General features: G+C 71.8%; 18 protein-coding genes. 8 read left to right on the forward strand and 10 right to left on the reverse strand.

Translation table 11 applies throughout. The features are described from left to right. Positions 1-36: 36 nt before the first annotated feature. The 4 genes from OG917_RS13685 to OG917_RS13700 all read right to left on the reverse strand — a co-directional run bounded on the left by OG917_RS13685 (position 37) and on the right by OG917_RS13700 (position 3576). Positions 37-1290, reverse strand: a complete 1254-nt coding sequence (locus OG917_RS13685; protein WP_328317867.1) for a cytochrome P450 family protein — start codon at positions 1288-1290, stop codon at positions 37-39. Next, on the reverse strand, positions 1287-2330 hold the full coding sequence (locus tag OG917_RS13690; RefSeq protein ID WP_328317868.1) for a nucleoside triphosphate pyrophosphohydrolase: 1044 nt from the start codon (positions 2328-2330) through the stop codon (positions 1287-1289). Before OG917_RS13690 ends, OG917_RS13685 begins: the two co-directional genes overlap by 4 nt. A gap of 22 nt (positions 2331-2352) precedes the next feature. After that, the gene (locus OG917_RS13695) at positions 2353-3012 is read right to left on the reverse strand and encodes a SurA N-terminal domain-containing protein (protein ID WP_328317869.1); all 660 of its coding nucleotides are present in this window, start codon (positions 3010-3012) and stop codon (positions 2353-2355) included. 111 nt (positions 3013-3123) lie between these two features. Further along, a complete protein-coding gene (locus tag OG917_RS13700) occupies positions 3124-3576 on the reverse strand; it encodes a GtrA family protein (protein ID WP_328317870.1) in 453 nt (150 codons plus the stop codon). A 150-nt stretch (positions 3577-3726) separates the two neighbouring features. On the opposite strand from OG917_RS13700, the gene OG917_RS13705 reads away from it, so the two are divergent. After that, the gene (locus OG917_RS13705; RefSeq protein ID WP_328317871.1) at positions 3727-6228 is read left to right on the forward strand and encodes a YfhO family protein; all 2502 of its coding nucleotides are present in this window, start codon (positions 3727-3729) and stop codon (positions 6226-6228) included. Here OG917_RS13705 and OG917_RS13710 read toward each other — a convergent pair. The 6 genes from OG917_RS13710 to OG917_RS13735 all read right to left on the reverse strand — a co-directional run bounded on the left by OG917_RS13710 (position 6136) and on the right by OG917_RS13735 (position 11029). Continuing rightward, on the reverse strand, positions 6136-6627 hold the full coding sequence (locus OG917_RS13710; RefSeq protein WP_328317872.1) for a winged helix-turn-helix domain-containing protein: 492 nt from the start codon (positions 6625-6627) through the stop codon (positions 6136-6138). The genes OG917_RS13705 and OG917_RS13710 overlap by 93 nt on opposite strands. Before the next feature lie 408 nt (positions 6628-7035). Next, a complete protein-coding gene (locus tag OG917_RS13715) occupies positions 7036-8136 on the reverse strand; it encodes a serine hydrolase domain-containing protein (RefSeq protein ID WP_328317873.1) in 1101 nt (366 codons plus the stop codon). Further along, on the reverse strand, positions 8133-9134 hold the full coding sequence (locus OG917_RS13720; RefSeq protein ID WP_328317874.1) for a DUF6895 family protein: 1002 nt from the start codon (positions 9132-9134) through the stop codon (positions 8133-8135). The genes OG917_RS13715 and OG917_RS13720 overlap by 4 nt, the downstream gene beginning before the upstream one ends. Next, positions 9131-10144 (reverse strand): DUF6895 family protein, encoded by a 1014-nt coding sequence (locus tag OG917_RS13725; RefSeq protein ID WP_328317875.1) that lies wholly within the window; start codon positions 10142-10144, stop codon positions 9131-9133. The genes OG917_RS13720 and OG917_RS13725 overlap by 4 nt, the downstream gene beginning before the upstream one ends. Continuing rightward, positions 10141-10827, reverse strand: a complete 687-nt coding sequence (locus tag OG917_RS13730) for a hypothetical protein (RefSeq protein ID WP_328317876.1) — start codon at positions 10825-10827, stop codon at positions 10141-10143. The genes OG917_RS13725 and OG917_RS13730 overlap by 4 nt, the downstream gene beginning before the upstream one ends. Before the next feature lie 10 nt (positions 10828-10837). Further along, positions 10838-11029 (reverse strand): hypothetical protein, encoded by a 192-nt coding sequence (locus OG917_RS13735; protein WP_328317877.1) that lies wholly within the window; start codon positions 11027-11029, stop codon positions 10838-10840. 255 nt (positions 11030-11284) lie between these two features. Between OG917_RS13735 and OG917_RS13740 the strand changes: the two genes are divergently transcribed. From OG917_RS13740 to OG917_RS13770, 7 genes are all read left to right on the forward strand, one after another. Then, positions 11285-12868: an FMN-binding glutamate synthase family protein gene (locus OG917_RS13740; protein ID WP_328317878.1), complete on the forward strand. Its 1584-nt coding sequence runs from the start codon at positions 11285-11287 to the stop codon at positions 12866-12868. A gap of 94 nt (positions 12869-12962) precedes the next feature. Further along, a complete protein-coding gene (locus OG917_RS13745) occupies positions 12963-14699 on the forward strand; it encodes a thiamine pyrophosphate-dependent enzyme (protein ID WP_328317879.1) in 1737 nt (578 codons plus the stop codon). A gap of 337 nt (positions 14700-15036) precedes the next feature. Further along, positions 15037-16539, forward strand: a complete 1503-nt coding sequence (locus OG917_RS13750) for a glycoside hydrolase family 3 protein (protein ID WP_328317880.1) — start codon at positions 15037-15039, stop codon at positions 16537-16539. Between the two features lie 378 nt (positions 16540-16917). Beyond that, a complete protein-coding gene (locus OG917_RS13755; RefSeq protein WP_328317881.1) occupies positions 16918-17985 on the forward strand; it encodes a phytanoyl-CoA dioxygenase family protein in 1068 nt (355 codons plus the stop codon). Continuing rightward, complete coding sequence (locus OG917_RS13760) at positions 17967-19274, forward strand: DUF6271 family protein (protein ID WP_328317882.1); 1308 nt, start codon at positions 17967-17969, stop codon at positions 19272-19274. The genes OG917_RS13755 and OG917_RS13760 overlap by 19 nt, the downstream gene beginning before the upstream one ends. Further along, a complete protein-coding gene (locus tag OG917_RS13765) occupies positions 19264-20523 on the forward strand; it encodes a type III PLP-dependent enzyme (protein ID WP_328317883.1) in 1260 nt (419 codons plus the stop codon). Before OG917_RS13760 ends, OG917_RS13765 begins: the two co-directional genes overlap by 11 nt. Further along, entirely contained in the window at positions 20523-21017 is a 495-nt protein-coding gene (locus OG917_RS13770; RefSeq protein ID WP_328317884.1) for a GNAT family N-acetyltransferase, read from the forward strand. Before OG917_RS13765 ends, OG917_RS13770 begins: the two co-directional genes overlap by 1 nt. The last annotated feature ends 40 nt before the right edge of the window (positions 21018-21057 follow it).

Here is a 21057-nt window from a genome sequence, read left to right on the forward strand (position 1 = left end):
TATTGACGGCCCGTCACTCCCGACCTGGTCGGACCGTCAGCCGGACGGTGTCCCGAACTCCACCGGGAGCGTGCGCAGCCCCCGCATGATGAGCCCGCCGCGCCAGCGCAGATCACCGGGATCCCCCGCGAGCCGCAGCTCCGGAAGGCGGCGCAGCAGGGTGGCGAGCGCGGTCTGCGCCTCCAGCCGGGCGAGGGGTGCGCCGAGGCAGTAGTGGATGCCGTGCCCGTACCCCAGATGCTGGTTGTCGGTACGGGAGAGGTCGAGCGTGTCCGGTTCGGTGAAACGCGCGGGATCGCGGTCGGCGGCGGCCAGCACGACGAGTACGGGATCGCCCGCCGCGATCGACTGCCCGCCCAGGGTCAGCTCCTCGGTGGCGAACCGCCAGGTCGCCAGCTCCACCGGCCCGTCGAAGCGGAGAAGCTCCTCCACGCCGGTGGCCAGCAGGCCGGTCTCGCCTGCGGCCAGCGACGCCTCCAGGCGCGCACGCTGGCCGGGGTTGCGCAGCAGCGCGTACATGCCGTTCCCGATGAGGTTCACGGTGGTCTCGAACCCGGCGAAGAGCAGGATGAAGGCCATGGCGGCTGCTTCGTTCTCGGTCAGGTGCTCGCCGTCGTCGCTCGCCCTGATGAGCCCGGAGATGAGGTCGTCGCCCGGGTTCTCGCGCTTGCGGTGGATGAGCTCCGCGAGGTAGTTCCGCATCTTCTTGACCGACCGCGCGACACCGCCGCGCGGCCCGCCCCCGTGACGGATCATCATCCCCGCCCAGTCACGGAAGTCGTCCTGGTCCTCGCGCGGGACGCCGAGGAGGTCGCAGATGGCGTAGATGGGGAGCGGGAAGGCGAAGTCATGGATGAGGTCGGCCTCCCCGTTCGCCACGAAGGCGTCGATCAGCTGGTCCGTCAGCTCCTGGACACGGGGTGCGAAGAGCGCGACGGTGCGCGGGGTGAACGCCTTGGAGACCAGGCGCCGCAGCCTGGTGTGGTCCGGCGGGTCGATGTTGAGCAGGTGCGTCATCAGCTCGGCCTTGCGCTCGCCCGGGATGCCGGTCTTGCCCTTGGCGTGCGGGGACTCCGCGTGGTGCGCGGGGTTCTTCGACAGCCGGGGCTCGGCGAGCGCCGTCCGCGCATCCGCGTACCGCGTCACCAGCCAGGCCTCCACCCCGCTGGGGAGCGCGGTCCTGTGGACGGGCGCGTTCTCCCGGAGCCAGGCGTAGGCCGGATACGGGTCGGTCGCGAACTCCCAGGTGAAGAGGGCGGGGGCCGGGCCTGCGGTGCTGTTGTCGGTCACTCCTCGACGGTAGCCGTACCGTCCGTCGCGCTCTCCGCGGCCCGGATCGCGTCCCGGTACGCCCGCGCCGCTGCGCGCAGCGCGGACTCCGGGTCCGTGCCTGCCTCCTCCGCGCTCGCGGCCAGGGCGAGCAGCCGGTAGCCGACGCCCTCCCCCGCCGGGAGCGGTACGCGGAGCCCGGAGCCCCGCACCCGGGAGGCCAGTTTCGCCGCGAGCGCGAGGGCGGGCTGTCCGACCGGCACGCCGTCGGTCACCGACGTCCGCTGCTTCTCGATCGCCTTCGTACGGTTCCAGTGGGCGTGGACGTCCTCGGCGGTCTCCGCCGTCGCGTCACCGAACACATGCGGGTGGCGGTGGATCAGTTTCCCGACCAGGCCACCCGCGACATCGTCGATGGTGAACGGCTCGTCCCCTTCTTCCCCGGTGCCCTCCTGCGCGATCCGCGCGTGGAAGACGACCTGGAGGAGGACGTCACCGAGCTCCTCACGCAGCTCCTCGCGGTCGCCGTCCTCGATCGCCTCGACGAGTTCGTACGCCTCCTCGATCAGGTACTTGGCGAGCCCCCGGTGGGTCTGCTGGGAGGTCCACGGGCACTCGCGCCGCACCCGGTCCATCACCTGCACCAGGTCGAGCAGGCGCGCGCCCGGCAGGTCGTACGAGCCGGGCAGCAGCTCCAGGTCCGGCATCCGCACCCGCCCGCTGCCCGCGAGGGCGGCCAGCCCGTCGGTCAGCCGGCGGTCGCCCTCGCCCGTGAGCAGGACGACGACCGTACGGCCGCCCGCGCACTCCTCCACCAGCTGCCCCGCGCCGGGCGCCGCGTGCCGCGCGGTCACCCCGGCCTCGCGGAGATACGGCAGCTGCGGGTGGTCGGTGTCCGCGCAGACCACCAGGTCCGCGCCGTGCAGCAGCTGCCAGGCCGGCCAGGACAGCAGTCCTGGCGCGACCCGGTGACTGGTGGTGAGCAGGACGACCCTGCCGGGGGCGTCCTGCTCCCCGGGAACGGCGGAGGCTGCGGCATCGGGGGTGTTGTCAGCGGTCACCCGTCGAAACTACCCCGCCGCGCTACGCCCCGGTCGCGGCGGACGGCGCCGCCTGCTCCTTGGTGACCTGGGTGATCCACGGCGTCTTGTACGCGCCCAGCTGGCTCTTCCTCACGTCCCACACCCCGTAGCGCGGATTGACGTCCACGCCCATGGCCTTGGACGTCTTCGTCATCGCCTGGAGCACGGCGCTCTGGCCCTGCGGGGTCCCGAGTGACGCGCCCAGCTTCTCGGCCAGCTTCGTCGCGGTGACCTGCTCCTGGAGCGCCTGCCCGATCTGGCCGGGGGCGATGCCGTTCTGCTGGAGGTAGACCTGCTGGAGCCGCTGCTCGCTGCCGGCCTGCTTCACCAGCTGGGCCCGTGCGTCCTGGATGTCCTTGCGGGTGACCTTGGCCCCGGCGTCCTCCGCTGCCCTGGCGAGCACCCGGTCGAAGATCATGTTGCCGAGCTTCATCCCGCTGAGGTTGTTGCTGCTCCGGATCATCTCGGCCGCCTGCGGCGACTTGTTCTGTGCCTCGCGCACGGCGTTCACCTGCGTCTGGAGGGCAGCGACCGTGATCCGGTCCTTGCCCACGACGGCCGCGGCCCCCGGATGGGGCTGGCCGCCGCAGGCGGCGAGGAGCGGGGCCGCAGCGACGAGCGCGGCGGATACGGAGAGCGCAGTGCGACGGCGGCGGTGCAAAGGAGCCTCCTGGCGGCGAGTCTGTGCGGACGTTGGTGCGGCGCCCGGCGCCTCCTTGAAGGGTGGTGGTCGGGCGACGGGCGGGCGCACAAGGCCTTGCGTTGATCGATGTTAGGCATTCGGCGTGGCGGGGGCCACTGGTTCGACCAACGATTCGGGAGCTTCCCGGTTGTCGGGGCGGAGCATGATCGTGCGCGAGATGACAAAAGTGAGCGGGATCGCTGCCGCTGCCGCCACCAGTGGCGCGCGGTGGGCGCCGAGCCCCGCCAGGTCCACCAGCAGGTACACCCCGCAGGTGGTGATCACGAAGTTGGCCGCGTTGGTCAGCGGGAAGAGCAGGAACTTCCGCCAGGTCGGCCGGATCCGGTAGGTGAACCGGGCGTTCATGAAGAACGAACCGACCATGCTGAGGCAGAAGGCGGCGGTGTGCGCGGCGAGGTAGGGAAGCTGTGTGAGCAGGAGCAGATAACAGCCGTAGTACGTACCGGTGTTCACCACGCCGACCAGAGCGAAGCGGACCAGCTGGCCGAGGTGCGCCCTGGAGGCCGGCCGTGCGGTGTTCATCTGCGTACGCGCTCCTGAAAAGCGGGGGGTGGCACCGGCCAGGAGCCCGGTGGCCCGGATCCTGTCCGGCCTCGGTGAAGTCCGGGCGACCAGTCGGTGAACTCGGCACATTCCAGGCCGATTCCTCGCATTCACTGCCATATTCGAGACATGAGACCCCGCCCGGCAGCGACGCCCCGTCTCCGTGCCACGGTACTGGCCGCCCTGCTCACCGTACTGGCCGTGTGCGCCGGGGACGCCGCCGCCCGTATCGACCCCTTCGGTCCGCGCCACCGCAGCATCAGTGACCTGGGCAACCAGTACGTCCCCTTCCACGCCCACCTCCAGGACCTGCTGCACGGCCGGGCACACGGCGGGCTGCTGCTCAACTGGCAGTCGGGGTACGGCACATCCTTCCTGCCGGATCTGGGGACCTATCTGAGCAGTCCGTTCGCGCTGCTGGTCGCGTTCTTCCCGAAAGACCGGATCGACCTCGCGGTGTATCTGGTCACGCTGCTCAAGACGGCGGCGGCCGCGGCGGCGATGGCCGCACTGCTCCTCGCCCTGCGGCCCGGCCGCTGGTGGGCGGCAGGCCTGTTCGGCGCCTCGTACGCGCTCTGCGGCTGGTCGGTCCTGGAGGCCTCGTACAACCCGATGTGGCTGGACGGCCTGATCGCCTTCCCGCTGCTGTGCCTGGTCGGCGAGTGGGTCCGGGAGAAGCGCAGACCGCTGCTGGGCCCGCTGGTCGTCGCGCTCGCCTGGACGGCGAACTTCTACACCGCCTACATGGCGACCATCGGGGCCGCGCTGGTGCTGCTCGTCCGGCTGCTGGTGGAGGAGGGCGGGGAGCGCCGCCGGATCCGGGTGCTGCTGCGGGCCGCCGGAACGGTCCTGCTGGGTACCGGACTCGCCGCACCGCTCCTCTGTACGGTCTTCCTCGGGACCCGGCATGCCTACCCGGGCTGGTCCAGGACCTTCGCACCGGCCTCCTGGACCGATGTGTTCGCCCGCACGCTCCCGGCCACGTACAGCTTCTCCACCCCCGCGCTCTTCCTCGGCACGGGCACCCTGCTGCTCGCCTGCGCGCTGGTCTTCCACCACGCGGTGCCGCGCCGCGAACGGGCCGCCTGGGCAGGGCTCGTGGTGCTGGTCACGCTGTCGCTGCAGTGGCGGCCCACGCATCTGCTCTGGCACGCGTTCGCGACGCCGAACGGCAGCCCCTACCGGCAGACGTTCGTCCTCAGCGGTCTGCTGGTCATCGCGGCCTGGACGACACTTTCCTACGGGGTGCCGCGCGGCCGGGCCCTGGCCGGCGGGGCGGGGGTGCTCGCGGCGGGTGCCGGCTTCGCGGCCTCCTCGCGGACGGTCACCGTATATACGTATCCGCTCTTCGGTCTCGGCCTGGCCGCCGTGGTGGCCGGACTGCTGCTGCTGGGGAGGTCCGCGCACCCGGCGAGCACCCCGCGGGGCCGGGCTGCGGTGCGCGGGTGGCCGCCGGTCGTCGCCGCTCTGCTGCTGGTGGGAGCGCAGGCAGGGCAGGCTGCGGCGACGACGGCGTACGCGGACCGGGTCAAGATCCACCGGCTGGACGACTACGCGCCCTGGGGCCGCCATCTGGACGAGGAGGCGGCAGCCGTGGCAGGGGCCGACGGCTGGCCGCGCTACCGCACCGACCCGGGGCGTGAGCAGACCACCGGGAACGACCCGCTGCTGGTCGGCGGGGAGGGCGGCTCGTACTACAGCAGCATGACGCCGGACCCGTACACCCGGATGATGGCCGCGCTCGGGGGCGGCTGGACCTCGCGCGGCCGGAGCGTCCAGTCGCTGGACAGTCCGGTGACGGACGCGATCTTCTCGGTGGGCGCCCGGGTGCGGTCGGCGCCGGGCTTCAGAGGTGCGGGTGCGGTGACGGTGACGCGTTCGGCGGCTCCGCCACTGGTGACCGTGCGACCGCCCGGCCCGGTGCCGCGCTTCGGGCGCTCCCCGTTCCGGAACCAGGAACTGCTGCTGGGCGCGCGCGTCTATACGTACGCGGACGCCTGCCCGGCCGGGACCGATGTCTTCTACTCGGCGCCGGACCACACGGGGCCCGTCCGGCTGGGCGGCGGCACCGCGGTGGAACTGCGCGGCGGGCAGCGGGGCCGGCGCGCGGCACTCCAGCCCATGGGTCCGGCGCCTGGCGGCGCTGCGGTCACCCCGCATCCGCACGGCAGGACGGCCTGTCTCTCCCGCCCCCGGCTGGCGAGGGCGGTGGCGCGTCTGAGCTCGACGGGGGCACGCTCGGTCCGGGTCACGGGCGATGCGGTGCGGGCCCGGCTGCCCGCGGGTTCACGGGGGACCGCGGTGTTCGCGATGCCCCGCATCTCCGGCTGGCAGTGCCACGCGGGCCATGACGCGGACCGGCCCGCCCGCTCGTATCTGGGCCTGGTCGCGGTACCGCTGACCGGCGGCGCGTCAAGCGTGAGCTGCACGTTCCGCCCGCCGGGGCTGCGGATCGGGTCGGCGGCCGGGGGGCTCGCGGCAGCCGTGCTCGCCGGGGCCGCGGTGGTACGGAGGCGGCGGCGCGGGCGGCCCGGCCGGCTAGGGGCCGGCGAGCACCGGGACGTACTTGTAGCCCACGCCGACGACCGTCGCGATGACTTTTCGGTACTGCGGGCCCAGCCGCCTGCGTAGCCGGGCGACATGGACGTCCACGGTGCGCTCGCTGCCGCCCGCGTCGGGCCAGAGGGCGGCGATGAGCTGATGGCGCGCGTGAACGTGGCGCGGTCGGGAGACGAAATAGGCCAGCAGGTCGAACTCCAGCCGCGGCAGTTCGAGTTGGCGTCCGGCGACATGAACGGTGCGGGCGGCATGGTCGACTTGGACGGGGTCCGGAAGTTGTTCCACCGGCGCGGTCGAATCGACTGTTTCCATTGTTTCAATTGTTTCGGCCGGGCACTCGGGAATGCCCCCAGGACCCGGGGACGGCGCGAACACGAGATGGACCTCGGAGGAGGTCTGGCGCACCGAGACGGGGACGTATCCCTGAGCGGCGAGCATCCACCGCCCCTGCGAGAGGGGTTCGACGGTCACGGCCGGTGGGGTCACGGCCGGTGCGGCAGCGGCCGGGGAAGGCGCCGCCGGGGCCGTTGCCGCCGGGGCGGTCGGCGGCCGGCCCGCCACGGCATGCCATCCGGTCCCGGTCGGACTGTGTGTTCTGAAAATGCCTGTGGACATGGGCTACTCATTCCCATCGGGGCACGCAGAGCAGACGATTCACGGAATACGACCGCGTCGGAAGTGGGCGCGACAAACACTACACGTGATGAAGTAAGTTCGGAAAGTAACCTCCGCATCGCGGAGTTTATGACGCCCCAAGGCCGAATGGCGGAACGGAAGAAGAGCGCTCCGCGCATCTCGCGGAAATGACCGGAACCAGCCGCCCGGCTCCGGTCCGCCCTCCGCACGGCACTCCGCCCCGCACTCCCCCCGCCCCCGCGGTCAGCCGGGGGCCTCGCTGAGGAGGGCGTACGCCGTGGCGATGAACGTGTCCCGCAGGCGGATACGGCGGGTGGTCAGCGCCACCACCGCCGTGCGGGTGGCCGGCCGGAAGCCGAGAAAGGCCTGCTGGCCGGTGGTGGCGCCCGCGTGGAAGTACAACGGCCCCTGGGGCGAGGGATGCTGGAACCAGGTGAGGGTGTGCGTGTGGCGGTGGCCGAGGCCTCTGCGGAGCACCGGCGGGCAGACCTCGCGGAGCGCGGCTTCCAGCGGGGAGCCGGCCGGGTCCAGGTGTGCTTCCAGGTAGGTGAGGAGATCGCCGGGGGTCGCGCGTACGGCGCCTGCGGGCTGGAAGCCGCCCATGGCCAGACCCGGTACCGGTGTGGTGCCGTCCGGGCGGTGCCCCTGGGCGTCGGCGCCCGGCCCGTCCGGCGTCGCGGGGCCGGGGCCCGCGGCGTCCTGGGGCTCGGCGTCCGGGATCACGGCGTCCGGATGCAGGCTCGTGCCGGTCAGTCCGAGCGGGGCCAGGACGTGCTGGTCGATCAGCTCCTCCCACGGGGTGGCCGCGGCAGCGGCGAGGGTGTGGCCCAGGACCGAGGCGCCGAAGTTGGAGTAGTGCCAGCGGGTGCCCGGCCGGTGACGCGGCCGGGACCGGAGGAAGGCGGCCACGACGCTCTCCGCCGGGTAGCCGCTGTACGGGTCGGTCGACCAGTGCCGGAGCGCCTGCGGGTAGAAGCCGGCCGGCAGGGCGGGCAGCCCTGCGGTGTGCGTGATCAGGTGGAGCAGGGTCGCGGGGTTACCGAGCGCGGCGTCCCTGCCGGGGGCCAGGTGAGCGGCTGCCGCCTCGTCGTAGGAGAGGCGGCCGGCGTGGACCAGATCCGCGAGGAGGAGCCCCGTGAACGTCTTGGACGCCGAACCGATCTCGTACCGCTGCCGGTCGCGCGGGAGCTGCGGCGCGGGGGCGCTGCCGCCGCAGTGGACCGTACGGCGGCCCCGGTGGCTGACGGCGATGACCACGCCGGGCGCGTCGACTGCCTGCGCGGCGGCGGCCAGGCGGCCCGCCGTTCCGGTCCCGGTGCGCGTCTCCTGGCCGGTCGCCGTCATGAAGGGGACGGCGCGGTCAGGTCGGCCATGGCGCGGGAGACCGCCAGCGCGGAGGCGAAAGCGGCCACCAGGGTCGGGTGGTAGACGAGATCGAAGACGTACTCCTCGTCGCCCTCGGGCATCGCCGCCTGGACGGGCATCGCGCCGTCGGGCTGCTGGGCGGCGGCGAAGCCACGCCAGGCGGCCGGGTCCAGGGTCGGCTCGGGCAGGCAGGCGTCCACGACGAGCAGCTCGCCGAGCAGGTCCCACCGCCCGAGGTCGAGCCAGTCGTCCAGCCAGACCGGCAGCCAGGTGGCCAGGTAGCCGGCGATGTCCGGGGGCAGACCGGACGGGTTCTCGCCCCAGTCGGTCAGGTGGAAGACCGTGTGCGTGATGTCGTAGCCGATGTGGCCCTCCACCGTCCACGGCTCCGGGCGGTGGGCGAGCCAGGTCCGCCCGGCGGCCTCGTCCTCGGGCAGGCCGGGCGCGAGTCCGAAGCGGCGCTCCATCGCGGAGAGCCCGAGCCTGCGGACCGGCAGAACCTCCAGGACCTGCCGGCTGAGCAGCCGGTGGTTCAGCCGGGCCGCTGCCTCGACCTGCGGGTTGCTGTAGCCGAGCTCCTTGAACGGTACGTAGACCTCGAAGGGCACCGGCGACAGCGGCTCGCGGGTCTGGCCATCGGCGAGCCTGGCCCCGGAGTCGAGGATTTCGTGCCAGGCGTGGTCGAGGAGCTTGTGCGCGGTCGCGGCCTGCTGCGAGCCCGCGACACCCTCGCGGAAGATGACCTTCCCGATCAGCGCCAGCTCGCCGAGCGGCTTGAAACGGTCGAGCACCCCGACCTCGGGGTCGGGGTGGTCCTCCAGGCGGAAGCCGTCCCGGTGGGCGTACAGCCACTCCAGGGCGCGTGACCCGACGTCGTGGATCTGGCGGATGCGCGCGCCCGTGTCCGCGGCGCCGGCGGTGTCACTGCCGCTGCCGCCCCGGGCGTCGCCGCTCCCGGTCCGCGGGTCGTCGTTCATACGGAGCCTCCTGAGTCGGGTCCCGGATCCGCCGCACCGTTCCTGCCCAGGGTCAGAGCGGCCGCGAAGGCCGTGACCAGCGTCGAGTGGTAGCAGTTCAGGAACTCAACGGGTGCCTCGCGCTCCGCCTCCCCGTCCGGCCGCGCTCCGCCGGCCGGTACGAGCGGCGGGCCCGTCTCCGGGACCGCGCCCGTGGCGTCCTGTACGGCGGCCAGCACCGGCCAGCAGGTCTCCACCAGCTCCGCCGGCGGCGGTCCCGGCAGACAGGCGGCGACGGCGAGCAGTTCACCGCCGAGGTCCCACTGTCCGTTCTCGAAGCAGCCGTCGATCCACGCCGGGAGCCAGGTGCCGAGATATCCGGCGACGTCGTGCGGCATCCGGTGCGGGGCGTTGCCCCAGTCGGTCAGGTGGAACACCACGTGCGTCAGGGCGTACCCGGAGGAACGCTCGAAGGTCCAAGGCTCGGACAGCCCGCCGAGCCAGGTGCGGCGCAGGACCGGCTCCGCCGCCGTGTGCGGGGGAACACCGACGCGCCGCTCGGAGTTGAGCAGCCCCAGCTCGCGGTTGGCGTGCTGTTCGGTGCGCGCCCAGCAGCGGGTGGTGGCGACGACGGCCGCGAGGCGTTCGAAGCCCTCGTGGCGCAGCCCCTCACCGGCGAAGGCCGCGTAGATCTCGAAGGGATAGGTGGCGAACGGCTCGTTGCGAGCCAGGTCGAGGAGGAGTTCCCCCTCGCGGACCTGCTCCCAGGCGAACCGTACGAGCGCGGCCGCGGCGGTGCGGTGCGGGTCGTCGGGGTGACTGCGGCGCCGGACCGTGGTGCACAGCTGCGCCAGTTCGCCGAGCGGCTTCATGGTGCGGTTGACGTCGGTGTGGGGTTCCAGGACGTCGTCGGGCAGTTCGAATCCGGCGCGGTTGTCCCGTACCCAGTCCAGGGCCGCGCCCGCGACACCGTGCACGAGTGCGGTGGCGCGGGACCGGGGCTGCGTGCGTGCTTCGGGGGCGGCCGTCACCGGGCCGGTCCCGACCTGATCAGTCCGGCCGCGCGCAGATGGAGGGCCACCCGGGGGTCCTGACCGCCCATGAGCTGGACGAAGTCCAGACCTGCGGCCAGGCCCAGGGTGTCGGGCACTCCGTCGAGCGTGGCCAGCCAGCGGCCGGCCCCGGCCGCCTGGAGCCAGTCGCGGCGGCGTACGGCCCGGACGAAGCCTCGGGCCACATCGGCCGGGCGGCGGCTCGCGACCCGGTTGACCGCCGACGCCGAGGCGGGCCGGGCGAGCGGGGCGAGGACGGAGAGCTGATGGGTGAGCGCCTGCCAGGGGGCCTGTTCGAGCCAGGCCGTGTCGGGCTCCGTCACCACACCGCCGGGGCGGGGCGGGGCGAGCGCCGACTCCATCGCCCAGTGGCTCCAGGCGGTCGCCGCCGGCGCGTCCGCGCGCGGCGGGAAGTCGATGACGGCACGCTGGAGCACCGCCACGTCACCGGGGTGCGGATCACGTCCGTACAGCAGGCTCGGCAGCAGCAGATCGGCTCCGATGACCCTGACCGCGGCGATCCCCGTTCTGTCGTCCTCGCCGATTCCGGCGGCACCGCAGACCGTGGAGAGGTGGTCTTCGCTCTGCAGAGCGAAGACCACCTCGGACGCCAGGTCACGCACAGCTCCCGCGATGCGGGAGGACGCACTTGACTGGTCCATGTGCGACTGCTTACGCCTTCTTCGGGCGCGGGGTCGGCGGCGAGAGCAGCAGGGCGCCCGATCCGCCGATCAGCGCGAGGCTCGCGCATTCACGCGAGTCACGGAAGACGCCTTCGGCCTCGCCCGGGTTGAGTGCGGCCTCGACATCCTCATCGAGGTCCGTCGTCGCCAGGCGGTCGGTCAGCGGTTCAGTGGAGTTCATGACGCTTCCCATCCTTATGGGGGGATTCGTTCCTTGCGGTTCCAGTCAAACCCACGAACCCGACCCTCGCAAAGGGAGCCAGGAATCCCGGTCCTCAAGGCTTCAATTGAATGGTGAACAGCGTTTCGATCCTGCTGTTCACAGGAGAAGTGAGGGGTTGACTCGCAGGCCGACGAAGCCCTCCGCGCGTGATCCTTGAGACTCCTTTGGGGCTCCCCGAGGTGTGGAAGAGCCGAACGGGGCAAGCCGTCCTGAGTGATACGAATCGGTTGTGTTGGTTTGACGGTCTTTGCGGCAATCGCCGCATGGGGAGCCGCCGGCGGGGCCTCGTGGTGGTGGCTGTTCGCCGCCGTACCGCTCACCCTGGCCGGGCTGCTCGGCGTGGCGGACCTGGTGCAGCGCAAGCACTCGGTGCTGCGCAACTACCCGGTCATCGGGCACGCCCGCTTCCTCCTGGAGCGCATACGCCCCGAGTTGCAGCAGTACTTCGTGGAACGGAACTACGACGGGCGGCCCTTCGACCGCGACACCCGGAGCATCGTCTACGAGCGTGCGAAGGGCACGGCCGCCGAGGAGCCGTTCGGTACCGAGCGCGATGTGTACGCGCCGGGCTTCGAGTTCCTGGTGCCGTCGATGGCGCCCCGCCCGGTGCCGGAGACTCCGCCCCGGGTGCGGATCGGCGGGCCCGACTGCACCCGCCCGTACGACATGGCGCTGCTGAACGTGTCGGCGATGAGCTTCGGCTCGCTGTCGGCGAACGCGGTGCTGGCGCTCAACGGGGGTGCCGCCGCCGGTGGTTTCGCCCATGACACGGGCGAGGGCGGCCTGTCGGAATACCATCTGCGGCCCGGCGGCGACCTCGTCTGGGAGATCGGCACCGGGTACTTCGGATGCCGCACAGGCGACGGCGCCTTCGAGCCGGCGGAGTTCGCCGACAAGGCGGCGCACGACCAGGTCAAGTGCGTGTCGCTCAAACTGTCGCAGGGTGCCAAGCCCGGTATCGGCGGGGTACTGCCGGGCGCCAAGGTGAACGCGGAGATCGCCCGGGTGCGCGAGGTGCCGCAGGGCGAGACCGTCATCTCGCCCCCGTACCACCGGGAGTTCTCCACCCCTCGCGAGCTGGTCCGCTTCCTCGCACGGATGCGGGAGCTGTCCGGCGGCAAGCCGACCGGTTTCAAGCTCTGCCCCGGCTCGCGGAGCCAGTTCCTCTCCGTCTGCAAGGCGATGCTGGAGGAGGGCACCGCACCGGACTTCATCATCGTGGACGGCGCCGAGGGAGGCACCGGCGCGGCCCCGCTGGAGTTCGCCGACCAGATCGGCACCCCGCTCACCGACGGCCTGATCACCGTGCACAACGCCCTCGTCGGCGCCGGCCTGCGCGACCGCATCAGGATCGGCGCCAGCGGAAAGATCGCCACCGGTGCGGATCTGGTCAAGCGGCTGCTGCAGGGCGCGGACTACGGCAACGCGGCGCGCGCGATGATGTTCGCCGTGGGCTGCATCCAGGCGCAGCGCTGCCACACCAACACCTGCCCCACCGGCGTCACCACCCAGGACCCCCGGCGGGCCCGCGCGCTGGACGTCGGGGACAAGACGCTCCGGGTCCAGCGGCTCCAGCGGTCCACTGTGGCGAGCGCCCAGCAGATCATGGCCAGCATGGGCGTGACCGACCCGGCGGACCTGCGGCCGCACATGCTGCGACGCCGTATCGACCCGTTCACCGTGCGCTCGTACGAGGAGATGTACGAGTGGCTCGAACCCGGTCAGCTGCTCGCGGAGGCGCCCGAGTCCTGGGCGGCCGACTGGAAGACCGCCGACCCCGACCGATTCACCGTCTGAGCGTGCCCCGTACACCCGCCGGCCTGCCGCCGCGCCCGCGCCCGCGCCTGCGGCAGGCCGATCACCGACAAGCCCGCACGAACTGGAGGACCTTGTGACCCGTACCGTTGCCGGCGTCATCGTGGACGCCCTGAGCGAACTCGACGTAAGCCACGTCTTCGGCGTCGTCGGAGACGCGCTCAACCCCCTGACCGAGGCCATCCGCACCACCGAGGGCGTGGACTGGGTGGGGTGCCGCCACGAGGAGGCGGCGGCCTTCGCCGCGAGCGCCCAGTCCCAGCTCTCGGGGCGCCTCGGTGTCTGCATGGGCACGGTCGGGCCCGGCTCCGTCCACCTCCTGAACGGCCTCTACGACGCGGCCAAGAGCCGCACACCGGTCCTGGTGATCGCGGGGCAGGTGCCGCTGGCCGAGATCGGGAGCAACGCCTTCCAGGAGGTCGACAACGACGCCCTCTTCAGCGATGTGGCGGTCTTCCGGGCGACGGTCTCCTCACCCGACCAGCTGCCGCAGCTGCTGGAGACGGCCGTGCGGAACGCCTTCGGGCACAAGGGTGTCGCCGTGCTCACGGTGCCCGCCGACATCGGAGGGCGGAAGCTGACGACGGACCGCAAGGCCCGCTTCTCGCTGAGCCAGGCGGTGACCCGGCCCGAGGAGTCGGCCACCCGGGGAGCGGCCGGGCTCCTCGACCGCGCCGAACGGGTCACCCTGCTCGTCGGCCAGGGCGCCCGCGCGGCCCGCGCGGACGTGCTGGCCCTGGCGGAGCGGCTCGCCGCGCCGATGGTGCTGACGCTCAAGGCGAAGGAGGGATTCGAGGGCGCGGACAACCCGTACCAGGTCGGTCAGACCGGCCTGATCGGCAACCCGGCGGCCGCCTCGGCCCTCCATGACGCCGACACGCTGCTGCTCCTGGGCACCGACTTCCCGTACCGGGAGTGGTATCCGGAGGGCCGGACCGTCATCCAGGTGGACACCGAGGCCACTCACATCGGGCGGCGCGTCCCGGTCGAGGCCGGGCTGGTCGGTGATGTGGGCGCCACCGTGCGGGACCTGCTGGGGCAGCTGACCGCAGGCGGCGACCGCGACCGCGCCCATCTCGACCGCGCACGCAAGCACTTCGAGAGCTGGCGCGAGGGGCAGGCCCGGCTGGCCGACCCCGAGCACGACAAGAAGGCGGCAGGGCGGGCCCGTTCGGCTCTGGACAATCCGGAGCACGGGATCCGGCCCGAGGCGCTGGCCGCCACGGTGGACCGGCTCGCCTCCGACGACGCCGTCTTCACCTCCGACACCGGGATGGCCACGGTCTGGCTCTCCCGCTTCGTCGAGATGCGCGGGTCTCGGCGGCTGCTCGGCTCGTACAACCTGGGCTCCATGGCCAACGCGATGCCCCACGCGCTCGGCGCGCAGTGCCTGGACCGGGAGCGGCAGGTGGTCGCGTTCTGCGGGGACGGCGGGCTGAGCATGCTCCTCGGAGACCTGATGACGCTCAGGAGCAGTCAGCTCCCGGTCAAGCTCGTGGTCTTCGACAACCGCCGTCTCGGCATGGTCAAGCTGGAGCAGGAGCAGGTGGGCCTGCCGGAGTTCGGCACGGTGCTCGACAACCCCGACTTCGCCGCCGTCGCCACCGCCATGGGCATCACCGGGATCCGGGTGACGGACCCGGCCGATCTGGAAGGGTCGGTCCAGCGGGCCCTCAGTACACCCGGCCCCGTCCTGCTGGACGTCCTCACCAACCCGGACGAGATCGCCGTACCGGCCAAGCCGACCGCCGAGCAGGGGTGGGGCTTCGCGGTGGCCAAGGTGAAGGAGATCGTGCGCGGCCACGACGACTGACGGCGCCGGCCGCTGGCGCCCGGCATCGCAGGATGCGCGAGGCGGCTCCGGCAACGCGGGGCGAACTCCCGGCGAAGCGGAGCCTGTTCGGCGGGGCGGGCCCCTTCCGGAGGGAACGGGTCCACCCCGCGCGAAGGCCGCGCGGGCAGAGCCGCGCGGTCCCATTACAGGGCAGATGGGCTGGTACTGACGGGCAGTCATATCGGGTGAACAAGGGCGAGCGCGAGGGAACACGGCACTTGACGTGACGCGTGGTCCAGGCCACTATCCAATTGGTCTGGACCAAGCACGCGGCGGCTCGGTCCCTTATCGGCACGCCAGGAAGGCCCGGCTGACCTTGCCCAGCACACCCAGCAGTGAACTGACGCACCTCGCCTACAAGATCCTCCAACCTGGCTTCAAGGGCACCGAGGCACCGGACTGGCTGCTGCGCCGGATCGGTGAGGGCCTGTCGAGCGTCGTGCTCTTCTCACGCAACATCGCCAACCCGGGTCAGCTGATGCGACTCACCCGGCAGCTGCGCGCGGAGAACCCGGACCTCATCATCGCCATCGACGAGGAGGCCGGCGACGTCACCCGGATCGAGTCGCTGACCGGCAGCACCCGCCCCGGGAACCTGGCGCTGGGTGCGATCGACGACACGGACCTGACCGAAGCGGTCGCCCGGGACATCGGACACGAGCTCCGCTCCGCCGGCATCAGCCTGACCTACGCACCCAGTGCGGACGTCAACTCGAACCCCGACAACCCGGTCATCGGCGTCCGGTCCTTCGGCTCGACGCCCGCACTGGTGGCCCGGCACACCGGCGCCTGGATCCGCGGCCTCCAGTCCGCCGGAGTCGCGGCCTGCGCCAAGCACTTCCCCGGACACGGCGACACCGCCGTCGACTCCCACCTCGGGCTGCCCCGCTACGACGCGTCGGCCGACGAGATCAGGGAACAGGCCCTGCCGCCCTTCCGCGCCGCCATGGAGAGCGGGGTGCGGGCCGTCATGAGCGGCCATCTGCTCGTCCCCGCCTACGACACCGACCTCCCCGCCACGCTGAGCCGGCGCCTCCTCGTCGACCTGCTGCGCACGGAGATGGGCTTCGACGGACTGGTCATCACGGACGCCATCGAGATGGGGGCCGTGAGCGGTCTCTACGGCATCGACGGTGCCACGGTGCGGGCGGTGGCGGGCGGCGCGGACGCGGTGTGCGTCGGTGGCGAGAGCGCGGATCCCGAGGTGGTCGACCTGCTGAGTACGGCTCTGGTGTCCGCGGTCCGCAACGGTGAGCTCCCGGAGGAACGGCTCAGGGAGGCCGTGGCGCGGGTAGCGGAGTTCTCGGCCTGGTCGAACGGCCTGTTCCACGCCGCACCACCCCACCGGATCAAGTCCGACATCGGCTTCGTGGCCGCCCGGCGCGCCCTGCGCGTGACCCTGGCGGACGGCGGATCCCTGCCGCTCGGCGGGGCGCCGCACGTCGTGGAGCTCGTCCCGACGATGAACCTCGCCATCGCCAAGGAGACCCCCTGGGGTGTCGCCGCCCCGCTGCGCGAGCGGCTGGCCGGGACGACCTCGACCGGGGTCCACGAGGAGGACGTGGCTGCCGACCTGACCGTGCTCGACCGGTACGCGCTGGAACCTGCGGCCGGACGACCCCTGGTGGTCGTGGTCCGGGACGCCTGCCGGCACACCTGGATGACGGACTCCCTCAAGCACCTGCTGACCGCCCGGCCCGACTCCGTCGTGGTCGAGATGGGACTGCCCGCCGCGGAGACCAGCGGGGCGGTCCACATCGCGACCCACGGAGCCACCACCGCTTCGGGTGTGGCCGCGGCCGAAGCCCTGGCGGGCTGACCGGCCCCCGGACCGCACCCCCCGGTCCACTCGTCCCCGCACCGCGCGGCGGGACAGCCTCCCGCCGCGCGGTGCGGGTCCCGGGGACGTACGCGGCGACGCTGCCGCAGCCACGTCACGCGGGTGAAGCCACCTCCCCCGCCCCGCCTCTGTCCGCCCTGACCTTCCCCACCCCGCAGCCGTCCCGCAGGACCACGGTCCGCCGACGGCTCCCCTCCGCGGTCCGGTGCCCGTCTCCGGCCGCGAACACCGCTTGCCCGGCGCCCGGCCGGCCGCTCCCCGCGGCCGGCGGACGCCCGGTGCGCGGCGCGCCCCGCACCGGCGGACGGCCGCGCTCGATCCGATCAGAACCAGCACATTCAGACCTGGAGTGGTTGCATGTCGACGTCCGACCCCTATCTGCATCGAGCCTCTTCGGACACCCCCTACTTCAGTACGGACGGGGAGATGTACCTGGCCCGGACACCGCTGCGGGACATCAAGAAGTCGCAGCCGCTGCGCGTGCTGTCGGAAGAGGACCTCGCCTTCTGGCAGACCTACGGCTACATCGTCGTGAAAGAGGCGATTCCCGCCGCGGCGGCGCAGCGCCTGCTGGACTTCACGTGGGACTTCCAGGGGCTCGACCCGGACCGTCCGGACACCTGGTACGCGGACCGGAACTTCCGGTCGGACCTCGACCGGGAGCTGCACATCTACGGCTTCGTGGAGGCGTACCACCACCAGCTCGTCTGGGACAGCCGCCAGGCGCAGCGCGTCTACGACGCGTTCGTCGACGTGTGGGACTGCGAGGAGCTGTGGGTCACCCTGGACCGGCTCAACCTGAACCCGCCGAACGTCAGGAACCGTGACCGCGCACTGATCGCGCCCACGGAAGAGGGCTTCGACATCGAGCTCCACTGGGACGTCGACACCACGCTCAGCGTGCTGCCCCAGCGGGTCCAGGGAATCATCGCGCTGAACGACACCGAGCCCGAGCGGGGCGGATTCCAGTGCTCGCCCGAGCTGTTCCGCCAGTTCGACCGGTGGAAGCTCCAGCAGCCGGCCGGCCGTGACCCGATCAGGCCGGGCACCGACCGGGCCGAATTCCCGGTCGTACAGCCGGAGCTGAAAGCGGGCGACCTGCTGATCTGGAACGGCCTGCTCGCGCACGGTGTGGCGCGCAACATCTCGGAGAGCGGCGTCCGCGCCGTCCAGTACCTCTCGATGATGCCCGCGCTGGAGTCCCACGAGGAGATGCGGAAGTCCCGGATCGAATCCTGGCGCACCCTCTCCACACCGGACTGGAACAAGACGCTGGTCGGTGACGCGACCCGGCACGAATCCCTCAGGTACGGCAGAGCCGCACTGAGCGACCTCGGCGCGAAGCTGCTGGGGCTCGAAACCTGGCACGGCGGCCGGAACGCCGAGCGCACGACCGGAGAACTGGCATGCAGCGAATCTGTCTGACTCTTCCCACCAACAGGGCCTGCGCCGCGACCATATCGGCCATGCGCGCCGAGGCCGCGTACGCGGCGGAGCACTTCGGCGTCGAAGTGCGCCTGCTGATCCTGGACTCCTCAGGCGAGCAGGACTTCGCGGAGCACGCGAAGGTCGCAGGCGAGGCCACCGGAACGCCGCAGGTGATCGTGCACCACCTGGACGAAGCGGCACAGCGCTCCTTACTGCGGCGGATGATCAGCCTCGCCGATGTGCCCAAGCCGGATCTCCTCCTCGACCTCATGCTGCCGTCCGGGGTCTCGTACGGCGCCTGCACGAACCGTGCCTTCCTGATCGCCGCCGCACTCGGCTGCGACTCGGTGCACCGGAGGGACTCGGACAGCACCTACCAGACCCGGGACGGCCGGACGGTCTTCCCCGTCCACCACGAGCTGATGTCACTCGGCAAGCGCGCCGCCGACGCGGTGGCCGGGGTGTCGGAGAGCCGCCTCGACCCGGCCCACGCGCAGCGGACGGTGTCACTGGTGGGCAGCTCCTTCGTGGGGGAACTGTCCGTGGACATCAGCGAGATCCAGCGGCTCGACCCTGCCGTCTACCACGATGTCGTGAGCCTGTGGGCCCCGCGCGAGTGGTCGGAGGAGGCGAAGGAACAGCTGGTCGCCGAGGCCTTCACGGGGGCGGGCACCGACCCGTTCACCCACGACCACTCGGCGGTCGGCCTGGTCGATCCCATGCGGGTGGACATGTGCAACGTCAGTTTCCACCGCGAGGTGTACGAGAGTGTGCCGCTGCCGCCCGCGACCGACACCATCGGCAGCGACTACTTCCTGATGCACCTGGTGCACGACGCCGGGCTCCCCGGTGTCCTGCACAACCGCCACATCGTGAACTACTACACCGGGGAACGGCGCACCGACGCCGGATTCATGGCGTACCAGCTGCGGTTGGTGAAGTTCTTCCTTTCGATGCTCTATTTCAACTCCGTCTACCAGCGGATGGCCACAGCGGGCGACGCGCTGCTGGAGGACGGGCTCCGCCTCAGCGCGGACACGGTGCTCACCTTCGTACGGGAGAGCAGCTGGCTCGACCGGGCGGAGAACGAGGAGCGGCTGCGCAGCATCGACCGTTCGTACCGGACGCTCGGTGGCAGGTACGCCGTCTTCGCGGACCTCCTGGCGGCACGCGGCGGGCAGTTGCTCAACGAGGCCCAGCGGGACATGGAGGACTTCGCGCTGCTGATCCAGGCGTGGGGACCACTGATACGGGTGAGCAGGGAAGCAGGCATCCATGAGCGCTAGACATCCGAACACCGCCCTGCACGCCGCGCTGGCAGCGGCGACCGACGACCGGATCGTCTTCGACCTCGGCGGCATCCGGGGCCAGTACGAGTCGCTGACGTGGGAACTCCCGGGCGTGGACATCCGGTTCGCGATGAAGGCCTGTCCGGTGGACGAGGTGCTCGGCTGCCTCGCGGAACAGGGCGCCGGGTTCGACGCGGCGGGCCCCAGCGAGATCGTGCGGGCCATCGCGACCGGCGTCCCTGCCGGCCGTATCCACTACGGCAACACCATCAAGTCCGACCGGAACATCGCCGACGCCTACCGGCTCGGCGTCCGGGACTTCGCGACCGACAGCACGGAGGACGTGGCCGCCATCGCCGCACACGCCCCCGGCTCACGGGTGTTCTGCAGGCTGGCCACCAGCGGGGAGGGTGCGCTCTGGGGGCTCAGCAAGAAGTTCGGCTGCTCGGGAGCCGACGCCGTACGCGTCCTGGAAGCGGCCCGGGACGCGGGCCTGACCCCCGCGGGGCTGTCCGTGCACGTCGGATCCCAGCAGATGACCGCCGAGGCCTGGGAGGGCGCGTTCGCGAGCATCTCCGGCGTCCTGGCGGCCCTGCGGGACCGCGGGATCCGCCCCGACCACGTCAATCTCGGCGGCGGGCTGCCCGCACTCGGATACCTCGACAGCCGGGGCACTCCGCTGGAGCCGCCGATGGACAAGATCTTCGCGGCGATCCGGGAGGGCATGCGGCAGCTCAGGACGGTCTCCGGCACCCCGCTGGACTTCGTCATGGAGCCGGGGCGCCATCTGGTCGCCGACCACGGGGCGATCCGGGCGCATGTGGCGCGGCTGTCCACGAGGGAGCAGCTGAACGGTGAACGCCAGCACTGGCTGTATCTGAGCTGCGGGAAGTTCAACGGCCTGTACGAGATGGACCAGCTGCAGTACCGCCTGGCCTTCCCCTCCCACCCGGAGGCGGCCACCGTGCCGGCCGTGGTCGCGGGCCCCACCTGCGACAGCGACGACGCCTACGCCCATGCGCACCGGCTCGTCCAGGTGCCCGAAGGTGTCGCGTCGGGGGACCCGGTCTGGGTCCTCTCCTCCGGTGCCTACGCGACCAGTTACGCGACGCAGGGCTTCAACGGATTCAGCCCGCTTCCGTACACGGTCGTGGACGGGCCGGCGTCCGCCGCCGGGGCATCGGGCGCGGGGGCCGTCCCCGCCGGGCAGGCTGCCGCCGGGACCTCCACGAAGGGCCTGCCGTAATGGACCAGGACGTTCAGATAGCGAACATATCCGCCGACGACTGGAGCGGCATCGCGGCGCTGGAAGCCAGCACCTATGCCGCCTGCGCCCTCTCCGAGGGGCGGGCCGCCCTGGAGTCCCGGGCGCGGCCCTCGCCGGCCACCTGCTTCGTGCTGCGCCTGGACCGGCAGATAGCGGGGTATCTCCTGGCGCTGCCCTACCCGCTGTTCCAGTACCCCGATCTGACCCATACGGAGAAGACCGTCTTCCGCTCGCACAACCTCCATCTGCACGATCTCGTCATCGCCGAACGCCTGCGCGGCCGGGGGCTGGCGAAGCGTCTGCTGCACCACCTCACCGTGACGGCCCGGTCCAGGACGCACGAACGCATCTCCCTCATCTCCGTCGCGGGCAGCGAGACCTTCTGGTCGGCGAACGGATACGCGGCCCATCGCGACATCGCACTCCCGGGAAGTTACGGGACGAACGCGGTGTACATGTCCAAGGCGGTATGAAGTGACCCATCACGACATCGGCACCGACCCCGGCACCGGC

The organism is Streptomyces sp. NBC_00388, from assembly GCF_036061255.1.
Taxonomy (GTDB): domain Bacteria; phylum Actinomycetota; class Actinomycetes; order Streptomycetales; family Streptomycetaceae; genus Streptomyces.